General features: G+C 71.3%; 8 protein-coding genes. 4 read left to right on the forward strand and 4 right to left on the reverse strand.

All coding sequences use genetic code 11. The features are described from left to right. Positions 1-13 precede the first annotated feature (13 nt). Positions 14-2,935 (reverse strand): ATP-binding protein, encoded by a 2,922-nt coding sequence (locus KXC43_RS34730; RefSeq protein ID WP_221380457.1) that lies wholly within the window; start codon positions 2,933-2,935, stop codon positions 14-16. A gap of 100 nt (positions 2,936-3,035) precedes the next feature. Here KXC43_RS34730 and KXC43_RS34735 point away from each other — a divergent pair, with 100 nt between their 5' ends. Beyond that, positions 3,036-3,881, forward strand: a complete 846-nt coding sequence (locus tag KXC43_RS34735; RefSeq protein WP_255645354.1) for a class I SAM-dependent methyltransferase — start codon at positions 3,036-3,038, stop codon at positions 3,879-3,881. On the opposite strand, the gene KXC43_RS34740 is transcribed toward KXC43_RS34735, so the two are convergent. Next, a complete protein-coding gene (locus tag KXC43_RS34740; RefSeq protein WP_221380459.1) occupies positions 3,874-4,908 on the reverse strand; it encodes a glycerophosphodiester phosphodiesterase family protein in 1,035 nt (344 codons plus the stop codon). The two genes, KXC43_RS34735 and KXC43_RS34740, sit on opposite strands and share 8 nt — an antisense overlap. A 280-nt stretch (positions 4,909-5,188) precedes the next feature. Between KXC43_RS34740 and KXC43_RS34745 the strand changes: the two genes are divergently transcribed. The 3 genes from KXC43_RS34745 to KXC43_RS34755 are packed head-to-tail and all read left to right on the forward strand — an operon-like array spanning position 5,189 to position 9,113. After that, positions 5,189-6,643, forward strand: a complete 1,455-nt coding sequence (locus tag KXC43_RS34745) for a type III PLP-dependent enzyme domain-containing protein (RefSeq protein ID WP_308129394.1) — start codon at positions 5,189-5,191, stop codon at positions 6,641-6,643. Next, on the forward strand, positions 6,640-7,947 hold the full coding sequence (locus tag KXC43_RS34750) for a pyridoxal-phosphate dependent enzyme (protein ID WP_221380460.1): 1,308 nt from the start codon (positions 6,640-6,642) through the stop codon (positions 7,945-7,947). The genes KXC43_RS34745 and KXC43_RS34750 overlap by 4 nt, the downstream gene beginning before the upstream one ends. Then, entirely contained in the window at positions 7,947-9,113 is a 1,167-nt protein-coding gene (locus KXC43_RS34755) for an aminotransferase class V-fold PLP-dependent enzyme (protein WP_221380461.1), read from the forward strand. Before KXC43_RS34750 ends, KXC43_RS34755 begins: the two co-directional genes overlap by 1 nt. Before the next feature lie 48 nt (positions 9,114-9,161). Here KXC43_RS34755 and KXC43_RS34760 read toward each other — a convergent pair whose 3' ends face one another. Next, entirely contained in the window at positions 9,162-13,910 is a 4,749-nt protein-coding gene (locus KXC43_RS34760) for an ExeM/NucH family extracellular endonuclease (RefSeq protein ID WP_221380462.1), read from the reverse strand. Between the two features lie 262 nt (positions 13,911-14,172). After that, positions 14,173-15,741 (reverse strand): DHA2 family efflux MFS transporter permease subunit, encoded by a 1,569-nt coding sequence (locus KXC43_RS34765; protein ID WP_221380463.1) that lies wholly within the window; start codon positions 15,739-15,741, stop codon positions 14,173-14,175. Between the last annotated feature and the right edge of the window lie 50 nt (positions 15,742-15,791).

The following is a 15,791-nucleotide window of genomic DNA, read 5'->3' on the forward strand; positions in this document are numbered from 1 at the left end:
CCCGTCCGCTGTCTCAACCGTCGTAGCGGCAGAGGTGCCCGGTGCGGACGGCGCGGTCGAGGTGCCGGCCCAGCTCGGGCAGCACGGTCTCGATGCGCCGGATCGCGTCCCGGATCCGTGCGGTGACGGCCTTGCGAGCCCGTTCCGCGTTGCCCGCGCTCAGCGGCCGGGCCGCCCCGCCCGGCCGGGTCGCGCGCCGCACCTCTTCGAGCAGCCGTTCCCGCTCGTCACCCTCCACATCGGCCAGCCGGCGGCGATAGGACCGCAGCGCGGTGGCGTCGAGGGCCGGCTCCTCGGCGACCCGGTCGAGCACCACCGGCCCGCCGCCGGTGGCCAGTTCGAGGGCCGCCACGTCGGTGCCGGGCCGGGCCAGCAGCGTCGACAGGTCGTGCAGGCCCTTGCAGTCGCGCAGGTAGGCCGCGTGTCCGCGATAGCTGACCTGCCACATCTCGCCCGACCGGCAGATGGACGGCTCGGGGCCGGGCGTCAGAGCGGACAGCGCGCGTCGCGTCTCGTCGGCCCACAGCCGCGCGCCCAGCCGCTCGTGGACCCGCAGCGCGGCCCGCAACGACTCGGCGGCCCCGTCCGGTTCGCCCAGCGCGGCCCGCAGCAGCCCGACCCGGTGGGCGTGAGCGCCCATGAAGCAGACGAGGGCGCCGTTCACCGCGCACGTGTCCGCGAGCGGTTCCAGGTCGGCCAGCAACAGCTCGCAGAGCTCCCGATCCTTCAGCGCGATGGCGGCCGCGGTCAGCTCGCCGACGAAGACCGACCACAGGTACGACCGGTCGGCCCGCCAGTCCGGCAATGCCCGCACGGTTTCGACCTCGCGCCGCGCCGCGGCCAGATCCCCGGCCCGCGCGAGGAACCCGGCCGCAACGGCGTGCGCGTGCGCGGGTGCACCGATCCACCAGCCCACCGCCTCAGCCGCGGTGCGGCGCAGTTCGTCCGGGTCGTTGCGGGCGCGCACGACCTCGAGCCGCTGCGACATCCGGACGTTGCCGGTGTCGCTGTCACCCACCTGTTCGCCCAAGGCGGCCGCCTCGGCGATCAGCCGCTCGCCGGTCTCGAGGGCGCCGTCGAGCAGGGCAAGCGCGGCCTGGCGGGTCCGCAGCAGATAGTCGTGGCGCGGCTGCCGCAGGCGCTCGGTCAGATAGGCGAACTCGTCGAACGCGGCCCGGAAGGCCGCCGAGCCGTTCTCGAGGTGGGCGTTGGCGGCCAGCAGAAAGCCCTGAGCCTGTCGCTCGGGGTCGCCCGCAGCCCGCGCGGCCGCGATGATGCCGGTGGCGAGGAGCACCCGCTCGGCGCCGGTGCCCGGCGTCCACACGATGTCGTGCCGCGCCAGCAGGCAGCTGGCCAGCGTGGCCGGGTCGTCGAGGGCGCGGGCGATGGCGACCGCCCGTTCCGCGTACGGGCCGGCACGGGGGCGGTCGGCCGGCACCGAATGCTGCAACTGACGGGCCAGCGCCGCCGTGACCTGGGCCTCGGCCGGCGTGCCGCGGCCGTCGAGAGCCCCTCGGGCCGCCTCCAACGCGGTGATCAGCTCGGTGCGCGGCATGGCGAAGCGGGCGCCCACGCTGTCCAGGCCCAGCGCGACCAGGGCGAGCAGGTCGGCGTCGGCGCCGGCCGGCCGCCACGCCTCGGCGAGCAGTGCCCGGGCCGCCTCGGCGTCGCCGGCCCGCAGCCGCAGTCCGGCCTCCGCGGTGAGAAGCCGGACGAGGCCGGCGTCGGGCAGGTGGGTGCCCGCGTCGGCGACCGCGGTCCGGGCGCGACGCAGGTGGGCCGCGGCCTCGGCGAAGGCGTACCGACCGGCGTCGGCCTCGGCTGCCGCGTGGGCCCAGGTCACCGCGAGCTCGGCGCCGTGCAGCGGGGCCGCGGCGGCGAAGTGCCGGGCCAGCTCGGCGGGGAAGACCGGCGCGCCCCGGCCGTGCCGGCGCAGCAGAGCCGACCCGATGCTCTTGTGCAGCTCGAGGCGGCGCCGGGCGGGCAGCGTCGCATAGATCGTCTCGCGGAACAGGTCGTGGGCGAACCGGACCGGCACTTCGGCGCCGCCGGTGAGCATGCCGGCCGCCAGCGCCGCCTCGATGGCCTCCGTCGACTGTGCACAGACATCGGCCAGGACGTCCGGCCGGAGCACCGGACCGGCGACGGCGGCCGCGTCGAGCAGTTCCCGGCAGCCCGAGGGCAGCCGGGCCAGCCGCCGCCCGATGACTTCCCGGACGGCCACCGGCACGTCGCCGGTGGTGCCGCCCGCTTCCATCAGGCGGCACAGCTCACGAGCGAAGAACGGATGCCCGTCGCTGCGCGTGTGCACCGCCGGCGCCCACTGCCGGGCCGCCGCGTCGCCCGCCAGCGCGCGCACCAGGTCGCCGGTCTCGGCCGGGCCCAGCCCACCCAGCGTGATCGATTCGGCCGGCTCGGCCAGGCCGGTCAGCACGCCCGGCGCCAACTCGTCGGGCCGGTACGCGGCGACCAGCAGCAACGATCCGGTTCGCGGCTGCCGGACCAGGAACTTGAGCAGGCTCACCGATGTCTCGTCGGCCCACTGCAGGTCGTCGAGGATGACGACCGCCGGGGCAATCCGTTCGAGCGCTTCGCTGACCGCCACGAAGACCCGCGCCCGCACGCCGTCGTCGTCGCCGGCCGGTCCGGGATCCCCGACGATCGCCGCCAGCCGCGGGTCGGGTGGCAGCCCGCGCAGGGCCTGCGTCCACGGCCACCAGGCGGGCGCCCGGGCGTCGTCCCAGCAGGCACCCCAGAGCACCGTGGACCGGTCGCAGCCGGCCGCGAACTTTCCGAGCAGGGCCGTCTTGCCGATCCCGGCCTCGCCGCTGACCAGCACCAGTCCGGCCCGCCGGGTGCCGGCGCCGGCCTGGCCGGCTCGCCGCGCGGCGAGCATCCGGGCCAGCGCAGCGTGCCGGCCGACGAATGGCGTCACCAGCGCATTCTGGCCGCTCCGCAAGGTGCCAGACGGTTTCTGGCGGATGTCCGACCGGATCTGGCGCGTACCGGGTGACACCACTCGAGGGGGAGGCACCATGTTCGACCCGCAGCAGTACAAGACGACAACCCGCGCCCAGTGGGAGGAGGCCGCCGAGGCCTGGCACCGGTGGGGCGCTTTCATCGAGTCCTGGCTCGGCCCGTCGACCGACCTGATGCTGGACGCGGCCGGGGTCACGAGCGGCAGCCGGGTGCTCGACGTCGCAGCCGGTACGGGCGGTCAGAGCCTGGCCGCAGCCCGCCGCGCCGGCCCGTCCGGCCAGGTGCTGGCGACCGACATCTCACCCGCGGTCCTGCGCTACGCGGCCTCCGAGGCCGTGGCCGCCGGCCTGGAGAACGTGGTCACCCGCGAGCTGGACGGCGAGGATCTGGCCGTGCCGGCCGGCGAGTTCGACGCGGTGATCTCCCGGGTCGGCCTGATCTACTTCCCGGACCAGCAGGCGGCGCTGGCCGGTATGCGGGCCGCGCTGCGCCCCGGGGGCCGCTTGGCCGCGATCGTCTATTCCACCGCTGACCGCAACGCGTTCTTCGCCGTCCCGGTCGGGATCATCCGGCGGCGTGCGCAGTTGCCGCCGCCCGCGCCGGGGCAGCCCGGCCCCTTCAGCCTGGGCGCGCCCGGTGCGGCCGAGCGGCTCTTCACGGCTGCCGGTTTCCACGACGTACGGGTCGACACCGTGCCCTCCCCGGTCCGGCTGGCCAGCGCGGCCGAGTGCACCCGCTTCGAGCAGGAGTCGTTCGGCGCCCTGCACCAGATGCTGTCCGGGCTGTCGAAGGACGAGCGGAGCGCCGCCTGGACCGAGATCGAGGCCGCGCTCCGCGAGTTCGAGGGCGCCGACGGATTCACCGGGCCCTGCGAGATGCTGGTCGTATCGGGCGTCAAGTGAGCCGATAGGCGCGGGGCAGGTGGTAGCCGCGCGTCGCGAGCAGGGTGCGCAGGCGGTCGGGATAGTCGGTGATCAGCCCGTCCACGCCGTCGTCGAGCAACTTGGCCATGGTCGGCACGTCGTCCACCGTCCACGGAACGACCTTGATTCCGTACGCGTGCGCGTGCCGCACCATCGCCCGGGTGACATACGGCTGGTATGCGGGGTCGCTCACCGTGCCGTTCTGCGGAAACCCGTGCACCGGCGAGATTGCCGAGGCGCCGAACGTGCGGATGGCCCGGATCGGGTCGCCGCCGAAGTCGTCGATGTCGAGGCCACCCAGCCAGGGTGAGGCGCCGGGCAGCCCGGTCTGCAGGAAGTCGTAGTTGGTGAGCGCGACCAGCGGCAGGCGCGGCTCGACCTGGCGCATCCGCTTCAGGGCGCCCCAGTCGAAGCTCTGGATCGTGACCTGTCGCAGCAGGCCGCTCCGCCGGATCTCGGCCGCCGTCACGCGGACGAACTGTTCGCGCGGCGCGGTCTCGGCCGGCGCACCGGCCTCGACCTTGGTCTCGATATTCAGCTTCACGCCGTACGCGCGGTAGCGCTTGACCAACGTGAATACCTCACGCAGCAGCGGCATCCGGGCGCCCGGCACTGCCACCTGTCCCGGCTTGTCGGCCAGCGTCTTCGACCCGCAGTCGAGCGTGCGGACCTGGGCCAGGGTCAGCGTGTTGACGTACTTCCCGACGTACGGGAACTCGGGGTCGCCCGGTGTCGCCGGCGCCGTGTCGGTGCACTTCGTGCCGGCGACGCGTCGATCGTGCGTGACCACCGCCTGACCGTCCTGGGTGATCTGCACATCGAGTTCGAGCGTGCTCACGCCCAGCTCCAGAGCGGTGCCGAAGGCGGCGAGCGTGTTCTCCACCGTCAACCCGAGGCCGCCGCGGTGCGCCTGCAGGTCGAACGACCGGCCACCGGCGACGGCCGTGCCGGGTACGACGACGCTCCCCGCCAGGATGGCCGCCGCGAGGAGGATCTTGCCTCTCATGGACTGTCTCCCTTCGTAGTGCGGCCAGCCTCGGTGGCACGCGCGGCGGACCGGCAACATCCACATGAACCTATGCCGACGATCTCTTCCGGCATTCATGAATGAATGCGCATGTGCACAATTGAAGTGAGGTATAGCGGCGAACCGTTGAATGAATTGATTCCCCCTGGCGGGTCGTCCGGCCATCGGTTACGTTGAGGAAACGCATCTCAGCGACGAGATTTGGCTTTGTCGACCCTGCCGAACTGACCTGCTCAACGGCCATCCGGGGAGTCGTACTGTGCCTGATTCAGACCCGCTCCTGCTGACCCCGAAAATGGACCCGATCATCCAATCGGTTCTCGCCGGTCCCGCACTCCTGCGACAACTCACGGACGGACTCGGTTCCCCGCTCAACATCGTTCTGCCCGAGGCGCTGGACGCCAATGTGGCGGCTTTCCGGGCGGTCTATCGGCAGCACCGGCTGCGCGGCCAGATCTATTTCGCGCACAAGGCGAACCGCTCCTCGGCCCTGCTCCGCCACCTGGCCACCACCGACGCCGGGGTGGACGTAGCCTCGCTGGGCGAGTTGCAGCACGCGCTCGGCGCCGGGTTCGGTCCCGGTCGCATCATGGCCACCGGCCCGAAGAACCGCGAGTTCCTCTGGCTGGCCGCACGCAGTGGCAGCACCGTGAACGCCGACTCGCTCGACGAACTGAGCGAACTGGCCGGCCTGGTGGCGGCGGGCCGATTACCCCGCGTACGCGTCATGGTGCGCCTGGCCGAGTTCGCCTCCCGCGGCGTGCACATGGTCAGTCGCCGCAGCCGCTTCGGGGTGCCGGCCGGGCTGCTGCCCGAGGCGCTCGACCGCATCGACAAGCACGCCGATCAGCTCGAGCTGGCCGGGGTGGCGTACCACCTGGACACCATCGGCGTAGCCGAGAAGGCGATCGCGCTGGAGGGCTGCCTGGCCGCGCTCGACGAGTGCCGCCGCCGGGACGCGCCGGCCTGGTCGATCGACATCGGCGGCGGCTTCGGCGTGAACTACCTGGACGACGGGGAGCAGTGGGAGCGGTACACGTCCGAGCTGGCCCAGGCTGTGCTCGGGCGGCGGCCCCCGCTGACCTGGAACGGGCACGGCTACGGGCTGCGCAACGAGGCCGGCACGCTGCGGGGGGCGCTCGGGCTCTACCCGGCTCACCGGCCGGTTTCCGGGCCCGGTTACCTGAGCCAACTGCTCGCGGCCACCGCGCCCGAGCAACGCCGGCCGCTCGGCACGCTGCTGCTCGACAGCATGACCGACCTCGACATCGAGCCCGGGCGGGCGCTCCTCGACCAGTGTGGATTGGTGCTGGCCCGCGTGCTCGAGGTGCGGGACGGGCCGGACACTCTCGTACGGCTCGAGATGAACTCGCGGGATGTGAGCCTCGAGGAACACGGGGTTCTGATGGATCCGATCGTCATCCCGCAGGACTCCGCCGGCTTTGCCGGGCCGGCGGAGGTCTTCCTGCTCGGCAACCTGTGCCTGGAGTCCGACCTGATCACGCGGCGCAAGGTGGTCCTGCCCGTACGGCCCCGGCCCGGCGACCTGCTCGCCTTCGTCAACACGGCCGGCTACTTCATGGACTTCAGCGCCACCCGCGCCCTGCATCAGCCGATCGGCCGCAAGGTCGCGCTCTTCCGCACCGGCGGCCGGTGGAGCTGGTGCCTCGACGAGCAGTACTGGCCCGTCCCCGAGCGCGCGGAGGCAGCATGAGATACGACGACATGACCGAGGCGATCGGCAACACCCCGCTGGTCCGCATCGACCCTGACGTGCACGGCCTGCGCAACATCGACCTGTACGCCAAGATGGAGCTGCTCAACCCGTTCGGCTCCCTCAAGGACCGCGCGGCCTGGCAGATGGCCCGTCCACTGCTGGCCGGCGCGGCCGAGCGGGGCGACACGGTGGTCGAGCTCTCGAGCGGCAACACGGCCAAGGCCCTCGCCATGATCGCCGGGATGCACGGGCTGCGTTTCAAGAGCGTCACCAACCGCATGAAGGTCCCCGAGGTCAAAGACCTTCTGCTGCTGCTCGGTGCCGAGATCGACGAACTGCCGGGCCAGGCCGAATGCCTCGACCCGAGCGACACCGAGGACCCTCTCTCGCGCATGCACCGCACGCTGACCAGCAACGGCAGCGGATATGTGCACACCGACCAGTACTTCAACGAGCGCAACGTCGAGGCACACCTGCACGGCACCGGGCCCGAGATCATCAAGGACCTCGACGGGCACGCGCCCGACTACTTCATCGCCTGCGTCGGCACGGCCGGGTCGTCGACCGGGGTGGCCCGGGCCCTCCGGCAGCACGACCCCGACGTGCGGGTCATCGGGCTCGTCGCGGCCAAGAGCGACTTCATCCCCGGCATCCGGACCATCGACGAGGTGCACGAGGTCGGGCTGTTCGAACCGGACGTCTACGACAGCATCGAGACCATCACAGCCGACGACGCCATCGACGGCCTGCTGACCCTCGTGCGTCGCTGCGGCACGCCGGCCGGGCCCACCGGTGGCGGCGCCTTCCACGGCGCTGTCCGTCACCTGCGTACGCTCGACGACTCGCTCACCGAGCGCCGGACAGCGGTCTTCATCGTCTGCGACCGGGTCGAGAGCTACCTCTCCTACCTGCGGGAACGGCGGCCCGCCCTGTTCGGCCGGCCGCCACGGAGGAACGACACCCGCCTGCTGGACGAGGCCGAGGTCGCGGCGGCGCCGACGATCGACGTCGAGGAGGCGCAGCGGTGGCCCGGCCTGGTCGTCGACCTGCGCAGCCCGTACGCGTTCCAGGCCCTGCACATCGACGGCTCGATCAACATCGTCGACGAGCTGTTCGCCGAGCTGCTCCACGGTGGACTGCCGTTCAGCCGCCGGCAGCCCGTGCTGCTGGTGTGCCCGGTCGGCGAGAAGTCGGCCCGCTATGCCGCACTGCTGACCAGGATGGGTCACCCCTCGGTGCGGTCGCTGGCCGGCGGCGTCATCGCCTGGCGCGACGCCGGCGCGCGGCTGGTGCGTGACTGATGACTCTCGCCCTCGACCTCGACGTGCGCTCACAGTTTCCCCAGCTGGTGGGCAGTCCGGGCGTCGCCTACCTCGACAGCGCCGCCACCGCGCAGAAGCCGCAGGCCGTACTGGACGCGGTGATGACCTATCTGACCAGCGAGAACGCCAACGTCGCGCGCGGCACCTACCCCTGGGCCAACCGCACCACGACCCGCATCGCGCAGACCCGCGACCAGCTGCGCCGATTCCTCGACGATCCGTCCCCCGAGACGTCGGGCGTGCACTTCGTCAGCGGCACCAGCGAGGGGTTACGGACCATCGCGCTCGACTGGCTACCCACGGTGCTGGGCGACGGTGACGAGATCATCGTGCCGTTCGCCGACCACAGCGCCAACCTCGTGCCCTGGCTGGACACCGCCGAACTGCTACGACGTCAGGGCACGCACGTAGTGGTGCGGCCCATGCCGTACGACTCGGCGCAGGACTACGACGTGGCGCGCCTCCCTGTCGGCCCGCGTACCCGGCTGATCGCCGCCACCCACGTGCACCACGTCTACGGCAACGACATGAACGTGCACCGCCTGCGCGCGGCGGCCGGTCCCGACATCCCGATCTGCCTGGACGCCGCGCAGAGCTTCGGCCACCTGCCGCTTTCGGTGCGCGACCTCGATGTGGACTTCGTGGTCTTCTCGGGTCACAAGGCGATGGCGCTGCCCGGCATCGGTGCGGTGTGGGCCCGCAACCGGCGCGGCCCCACGTTCGCTCCCGCCGGCTGGAGCGGCACACCGAACACGGCCGGAATCGTGAGCCTCGCCGCAGCCATGGACTGGCTCTCGTCCGTGGGCCTGTCGCGCATCTCGTCGTCGATCGTCGCGCTGGGCGCCCGGCTGACGGCGGGGCTCGCCACTCTGCCGAGCTACGAGGTGCTGGGCTGCCAGGACAGCCTGGCCGCAGAATCGACGGTGCAGCGGCGCCACGGGATCGTCACGTTCCGGCACCGCGAGATCGGCTCCAACGACCTCGGCTTCATCCTGGCCGCGGACGGCCTGCTCGTGCGGGCCGACGGCCACTGCCAGGGCACGGACGGCGAGAAGACCTCGTCCGTACGGGTGAGCTTGCACGTCTACAACACGGCCGACGAGGTCGACCGGTTGCTCGCCACGCTGTCCGCGCTCGATTCCTGACGGAAAAGCCCCCGCCTCCGAATTGGAGACGGGGGCTTCCCACGGGTGCTACCTGGTGACCTTGACCGTGTAGGTCTTGGCCTCGGCGGTGTTACCCGCCCGGTCGGTCGCCGTGTAGGTGACCTTCAGGGTGCCCTTCTCGACGCCCTTCACCGGAATGCTCCAGTGGCCGAGCAGCAGAGACGGCGTGTCGGTCAGCACCTTGGCCTTGGCGGCGGCCTCGGACTGCGAGGACGCCTTGACCCACTTGCTGCCGTCGTAGAAGTGCCACTTCCCCGCGCGCTCCTGGATCAGGGACGCCTGGGCTTGGGCCACGCCCAGACCCTTGTCGGCCGCGAAGCCCGACACCGAGCGCCACGAGGACGCCGCCGCCGGGTTGCCCGGCACGTCGAGCAGGACGACCGGCGCCACCGTGTCGGCGGTGACCTTCACCGAACCGGCCGTGACGGCCCGGCCCGCGCCCGCGGCGTTGTGCGGGGTGACCTTGACCGTGAACGTGCCGGCCCCGGTGTAGGTGTGGGCGACCAGCGCGCCGTTGGCCGACATGGTGGCGGACGCGCCGTCGCCCCAGTCGACAACGATCTTGCTGGCGCCGTCCACCTTGCTCACCGCGAGCACCGTGAACTGGCCGGCCCAGATCGAGCGCGGCTCGAGCAGATACCGGCCGGGCTGTGCCACCACCTTCACCTGCGGCGAGCCCTCGAAGGCGGCCGCGGCGGTGTTGCCGGCCTTGTCCGTCAGCTGCACCGACACGGTGTAGGTGCCGGTCGCGGCGTACGTGTGGGTCGCTGTGTTCGCGTCCAGCGCCGACGACGTTCCGTCGCCCCAGTTGACGACCCGCTCGGCGACGTCGTCGGCCACCGCGACCTGGGTCAGCGTCACCGACTGTCCCGGCCACAGCGTCACCGCGCCGAGCTTGAACGTGCCGGTCGGCGGCGTGCTGTCCTCGACGCCCGGCGTGCTGCGCGGGGCCGGGTCGGCGGTGATCGGGGAGTTGGCGGCGAAGTAGTCGACCAGCATCGTCAGGTCGTTGTCGCCCGTGGTGATCTCGTTGGTGCCCTGTCCGAGCGTGACGAAGTTGTCGCCGCCGGCGGCCAGGAACGAGTTCGACGTGACGCGGTAGCTCCCCGCCGGGTTCAGCACGACGCCGTTCAGCTTCAGCGACGACGCGATGATCCGCGAGCCGCGGGGCTGGTTCACGTCGTACGAGTAGGTCAGCCCCTTGGACACGCCGAGGTGCAGCACCGGGCGGGACGCACCGTCCGGCTGCCACTGCTCCTCGAGCACCTGCTTGATCTGCGCCCCGGTGAGCGTCTGGGTGACGACATCGTTGGCGAAGGGCTGCACCGAGAAGGCGTTGGCGTAGGTGACCGTGCCGTCGGCGCCGTAGAGCAGATCGGCCCGCAGACCGCCCGGGTTCATGAAGGCGATCTGCGCGCCACCGCGGCCGGGCGCGCTGGTCTGGTCGAGCTGCACGTCGGCGATGAAGTTGCCGAGCACCGACTCGGCGCCCCGGTCCTCGGCGCCGGCGGCCGTGTAGGCCCGCTTGATGTCCGCCGTGATCTTGCCGAGCGGCTGCTTGCCCAGCTCGTCCGCGGTCACCTTGGCCTTGGCCACGATGCCGGCGACCGCGGCGTTCGCCGGATAGCCCTTGACGTCGAGCAGTTCGGCGGTCGACCCGGTCACCGACCTGGTGGCCGGGTCGTACGTGAGCACCGCCTGGCCCAGGCGCAGTCCGTAGTCCTCGGCCTGGATCACCGGGCGGGTGCGGTCGGTGCCGGGCACCGGAACCTGGAACGCGTACGGCTGGTGGGTGTGCCCGCTGAAGATCGCGTCGATCTCGGCGCTGACCCGGGTGAACTGGCCGAACACAGGGTCGGCCTGTAGCGCCGCCGCCGAGCCGATGTTCTCGGTCGCCGCGCCCTCGTGGGCCAGCAGCACCAGCACGTCCGCCTCGCCGTTGGCCTGGTTGCCGTCGGAGAGCTGCGCCGCCAGGGTGTTGGCCTCGGCGACCGGGTCGCGGAACTGGACCCCGGCGATGCCGTCCGGGCTGACCAGCGACGCGGTCTGCTCGGTGACCACGCCGATGTAGCCGACCTTGACCCCGCCCAGCGTCTGCACGCTGTAGCCGGGCAGCACACGCTCGCCGTCCTTGTAGACGTTGGCCGCCAGGAACGGGAACTCGGCCCGGTCCGAGACGCGGCCCTGCAGGTCGGCCAGGCCCTTGTCGAACTCGTGGTTGCCGACCGCCGAGACGGCCAGGCCGCCGGCGTTCAGCGCGTCGATCGTCGGGTTGTCGCCGTCGATGGCCGAGATGAACGTGGACGCGCCGATGTTGTCGCCGGCCGAGATCCACGCCGTGTTGGGGTTGGCCTTGCGCAGCTCGTCGACCATGCCGACCAGCTGGGCCGCGCCGCCGTTGCCGGCCGACGGCTGCTCGAGCCGGCCGTGGAAGTCGTTGATGCTGAGCAGCTGCAGGTCGACCGGACCACTCGCGCCGGTGTCGAGCCCGACCACGACCGGGTCGTGGTCGCTGGCCCGGTGCGGGCCGTCGGAGTAGAACGGCGCGTAGCCGTCGTACTCGTAGGCGAACGACTCGACCGAGTTGATGTTCCAGACGTCGACGCCGGTCACCCGCGCGGCGAGCGAGGCCGAGGCCAGCGCGTGGTCGAGCGAGCCGGACTCGCCGCCGAAGACGTACGACGACTGGTCGGCGTCGGCCACGTTGGTGTAGCCGGCGTCGGCCAGAACCTGGATCGGGTCTTCCTGGCTGTACGCGTTGAAGTCGCCCAGAAGGAGCACGTCGGAGGTCCCGAGCGACTTGACGAAGGTGGCCAGCGCGGCCGCCTGCCGTTTGCGGTCACCGTTGTACGGACCCTGCCCGTCCCCGGTGTCCACGTTGTCGCCCGTCGGCGGGGTCGACGCGCTCTTGGACTTGAGGTGGTTGGCGACCACGGTGAAGGTGGCCGAACCGGCCGTGAAGGTCTGCGCGATCGGCTCGCGAGCGTTCGACCACACCGACTCGTCGCTGACCGAGCGCGAGGCGCCCTTCGGCGTCACCGCGGCCGGCTTGAAGATGATCGCCGTGGTGATGAAGTCCTGCTGCGCGGCCGCCGGCAGCTCGGCCGGCGAGCGCACGTAGTCCCATGTGCCCGCACCGTCTACCGCATTCAGCGCGCCGACCAGGGTGCGCAGCGCCACCTGGGGATCGTCCGGCTCGAAGCGGACCGAGTTCTCGATCTCCATGAGCGCGACCACATCGGCGTCCAGCGCGCTGATCGCCGAGACGATCTTCGCCTGCTGCTTGGCCAGCGCGGCCGCGTCCACCGCGCCGCGCGCCTCGCCACCGAAGTGGACGAAGTAGTTGAGCACGTTGAAACTCGCGACGCGCACGTCGCCACCCACGTTCGCCGGGGCCGGCGTACGCGGGTTGCTGTCCTTGAAGGTCGTGCCGAGCGCCGCCGGATCGGTGGGCTGCAGGCGCCACTCGCTGAAGCCGAAGCTCAGCACGCTCGGCCCGAACTTCTCGACGGCGTCGCCGACCCGGATCGGGTTGTCCTTGGTCAGATAGGCCGGGGGCAGACCCGCGGTGGCCAGGTTGGTGGTCCGGCCGTCGTCGACCAGGATCCGGCGCGTCTTGTTGGCCGCCTTGATCTGGCCGGCTTCGGCCGAGCCGGGGCGGGCCAGGTCGGTCGGGATCCGGGCGGGCTCATTGCCGGCGGCCAGGATGATCTCGCCGAACCGGTTGGTGTTGTAGACGTCCGAGACCGTGTACGCGCCGACCGGCGCCACCAGCATCGACTCGACCGACTCGCGGGCCGCGTCGTCCAGCGGCAGGCTCAACGCCACCGGGGCCGGCAGCGCCACACCGGTCGCGCAGACCGCGGTGTCCGCCTGGGCGGTGGTGGTGATCTCGGTGAGGCCGTTGAACTCGGTGACCGTGCCGGTGACGCGCACCCGATCGCCGACCGTCACCGACGGCTTATTGGTGCCGAAGAAGACGAAGATCGCGTCCGAGGCGGTGCCCGCGGCGACCGGCCGGTCCCCGCCAGTGCCCGCGGTCTGCACGTAGACGCCGTTGTAACCGCCGGTGCGGTGGTCGGCCGTGACGACACCCTCGACAGTGACCTTGGTGTTGGCCACGGGGGTGTCGGCGCCGGCACCCTGCACCTGAGCGATCGTGTGGGTCGGGGCGATGGTGCAGTCGGCCGGCTCTTCCGGCTCCTCGGGCGGCACGGCGGCGTTCAGCGCACCGAACGAGGCGGCTGCGGGGGCCTGCCACTTGCCGTCGATCTTCTGCAGCGAGTGCCCGACCGGCGTCGAGTCGATCTCCGAGACGCCGATGTCAATGCTGGTGAGGCCGTTGGCCGGGCCGCCGGTGGCGGTCAGGACGCCCTCGTAGCTGAGGAACTCGGCCACCGAGCCGTCCGGCTCGACCAGGGCGACACCGTCGGGCGGGCCGTTCTGGATGCCGTTGGCCGGGTAGGTCTGCACGACCACGCCCGCCGCCGGGACGGCGCCGCTCAGCGTGGCTGTGTTGTAGCCCGCGCCGCCGCTGCCGTTGTAGAGGACGATCTGCCAGCCGGTCAGGTCGAAGCCGGCCGGCGCCTGCACCTCGATCGACTCACCGCTGTCGGTGCCGGCGTTGTCGTAGTGGATCTCGCTGATGAACGGGTCGCCGGGCTCGGCGGCCACGGCCGGTCCGGCCAGGCTCACGCCGACGACGGTCGCGAGGGCGGCAGCGCCGATCGCTCGAAGCGCCGCCGCGCGCGGACCACCGCGCAGATATCGATGCATGGAAGATTTTCCTCCGAAGAAGGTGATTCGCCGGAGGCTATGGATCGCGCATGACGAAGGCCGCTCGTTACGGTAACGAAAAGGCATTGCAGCAGGTGAATGCCCGGTGTTCCGGCCCTGATCGATCGTTTTGTCCGTTCGTCATTGTTCGCTTTTGTACGGCCGCGGACACGACAACTCGGTACGAGGATTTTGTGCGGTCGCGAATACAAAACGCCCCGCCTCGCGGGAAGCGAGACGGGGCGTCATGAAGCGGGACAGATCAGTGCATCATGATGGGCGCGTCGGCGACGGGCTCTCCGCCGGGCGTGCCGGCCGGGCGACGCTTGCGCGGCAGGAATGCGATCGGGATGAACGTCGCCAGCACCAGGCCGAAGCCCACCCAGAACGTGGTCGCGAACGAGTCGGCCGCGTACTGGAGGCCACGAGCCAGGATCTCGGGCGGCAGCGGGATCTGCACCCCCTGCTGGGTGGCGATCGCGGCGCCGGCCTCGGTGATCGGCTCACCCGTCTGCTGGTTGACGAGACCCGGCACCTCGGGCGAACCGTTGAGCCGGCTGGTCAGGATCACGGACATGATCGCCGTGCCGACCGAGCCACCGATCTGCTGGAGGATGTTGACCAGCGTGGAGCCCCGGGCCACCTCGACCGGCTGGAGCGTCCGCAGCGCCGACGTCATGATCGGCATCATCGTGCCGCCCATGCCGAGGCCCATGACGAACAGCGAACCGCACAGGAACAGGTACGACGTGTCCGTGCCGACCTGGGTGAAGCCGAAGAACCCGAGCGCGATCAGGGCCATCGCGAACGGCACCGTGCGCCCGACCGGGATCTTGTCGGCCAGCATGCCGGCGATCGGCATGGTCAGCACCGCGCCGATACCCTGCGGGGCCATCAGCAGACCAGCTTCGAGCGTGCCCTCACCGCGGATCTGCAGGAAGTAGCTCGGGAACAGCAGGCCGGCGCCCATGAAGGCGATCACGAAGACGAACAGCGACAGCGACGCCACCGAGAGGTTCCGGTTCTTCAGCAGGCGCAGATCGAGCAGCGGGTGCTTCGGCTTGAACGAGTAGAGGACGAAGCCGATCACCAGCAGCGCGCCGACCAGCATGGTCGTCCACACCTTGGTCGCCGTGATCGTGCCCTCCTCGGGCAGCGACGAGACGCCGAACAGGAACAGGGCCAGTCCGGGCGAGAGCATCAGCATGCCGACGAAGTCGAACGCCTCCGCCGGCTGCGGGTCGTCCTTGGGCAGCGCGAAGTACGCGTAGACGAGCGCGATGGCGCCGATCGGCAGGTTGATCAGGAACACCCAGTGCCAGCTGGCCACCTCGATCAGCCAGCCACCCAGGATCGGGCCGCCGATCGGGCCGAGCAGCATCGGGACGCCCAGCACGGCCATCAGCCGGCCGATCCGGTCCGGACCGGCCGCGCGGGTCATGATCGTCATGCCGATGGGCATGAGCATGCCGCCGCCCAGACCCTGGAGGACGCGGTAGGTGACCAGCTGCTCGATCGAGCCGGCGGTGGCGCAGAGCACCGAGCCGAGCGTGAAGAGCAGCAGGGCCATCATGTAGAGCCGTTTGGTGCCGAACCGGTCGGCAGCCCAGCCGCTGAGCGGGATCACCGTGGCCAGCGCCAGGGTGTACCCGGTCATGGTCCAGGCGACCTCGGCGTACGTCGCGTCGAACTCGCTCTGGAACGTGGGCAGGGCGACGCTGACGACGGTGATGTCGAGGATCGACATGATCGCCCCGAGCACCACCACCCCGGCGACTTTGAGCACCGCGGCGTCGAGCTTGGCCGGTGGCGCGGCGGTTTGGTCGGTCACGAGAGAACTCCCCCAGTTTCTGCCTTTTCAGGCCGCGCGCTCCTCGAACC

Origin of the sequence: Paractinoplanes polyasparticus, assembly GCF_019710575.1 — a bacterium.
GTDB lineage: Bacteria > Actinomycetota > Actinomycetes > Mycobacteriales > Micromonosporaceae > Actinoplanes > Actinoplanes polyasparticus.

What these genes read in the sequence shown, in the direction of transcription:
- KXC43_RS34735 (WP_255645354.1), top strand. Translation starts at nt 3,036, where the DNA reads ATGTTCGACCCGCAGCAGTACAAGACGACAACCCGCGCCCAGTGGGAG.
- KXC43_RS34740 (WP_221380459.1), bottom strand. Translation starts at nt 4,908, where the DNA reads ATGAGAGGCAAGATCCTCCTCGCGGCGGCCATCCTGGCGGGGAGCGTC.
- KXC43_RS34750 (WP_221380460.1), top strand. Translation starts at nt 6,640, where the DNA reads ATGAGATACGACGACATGACCGAGGCGATCGGCAACACCCCGCTGGTC.
- KXC43_RS34755 (WP_221380461.1), top strand. Translation starts at nt 7,947, where the DNA reads ATGACTCTCGCCCTCGACCTCGACGTGCGCTCACAGTTTCCCCAGCTG.
- KXC43_RS34760 (WP_221380462.1), bottom strand. Translation starts at nt 13,910, where the DNA reads ATGCATCGATATCTGCGCGGTGGTCCGCGCGCGGCGGCGCTTCGAGCG.